Annotated in this window: 1 protein-coding gene; it reads right to left on the bottom strand. The window is 71.7% G+C overall.

Annotation, left to right across the window (positions count from 1 at the left end):
- The coding region (locus G3I78_RS50815; protein WP_203616635.1) for a hypothetical protein at positions 1–382 on the bottom strand (382 nt) is incomplete at both ends.

Genomic DNA, 382 nt, shown 5'->3' with positions numbered 1-382 from the left:
AGGTCCAGTGCCTTGACCTGCTCGGGCGTCAGCGGCGGCACGTGCGCGTGCCGGTGCCCGATCTCGATGTAGTCCCGCAGGTAGTATATGCGCTCCCGGCCGTCCTTGAACTCCAGGACGGGGCGCTCGGAAGTGAGCGGCACCCCCGGCGTGTCGTCCCGGGTGTCGAAGTGGACCGGCAGCCGCAGCGCCGCGAGCTCCTCGGGATGGCCCCGGAGGATCTCCAGCAGATCGCTGACGTGCACCGTGACGAGCGCCCCGCCGCTGGAGGCCTGCCGGACGCAGAACAGCGTGAAAATGTCCGGAAGCCGCCCCGGCCGGTGCGCCGCGTCCGTGTGCAGGCTCCCGCCCTGCCTGCTGTCCGAGTAGCGGCCGGTCGCGC

It is taken from the genome of Streptomyces sp. SID13726 (genome assembly GCF_010548375.1).
Taxonomy (GTDB): domain Bacteria; phylum Actinomycetota; class Actinomycetes; order Streptomycetales; family Streptomycetaceae; genus Streptomyces.
This window is presented reverse-complemented; position numbering and strand designations above follow the sequence as displayed.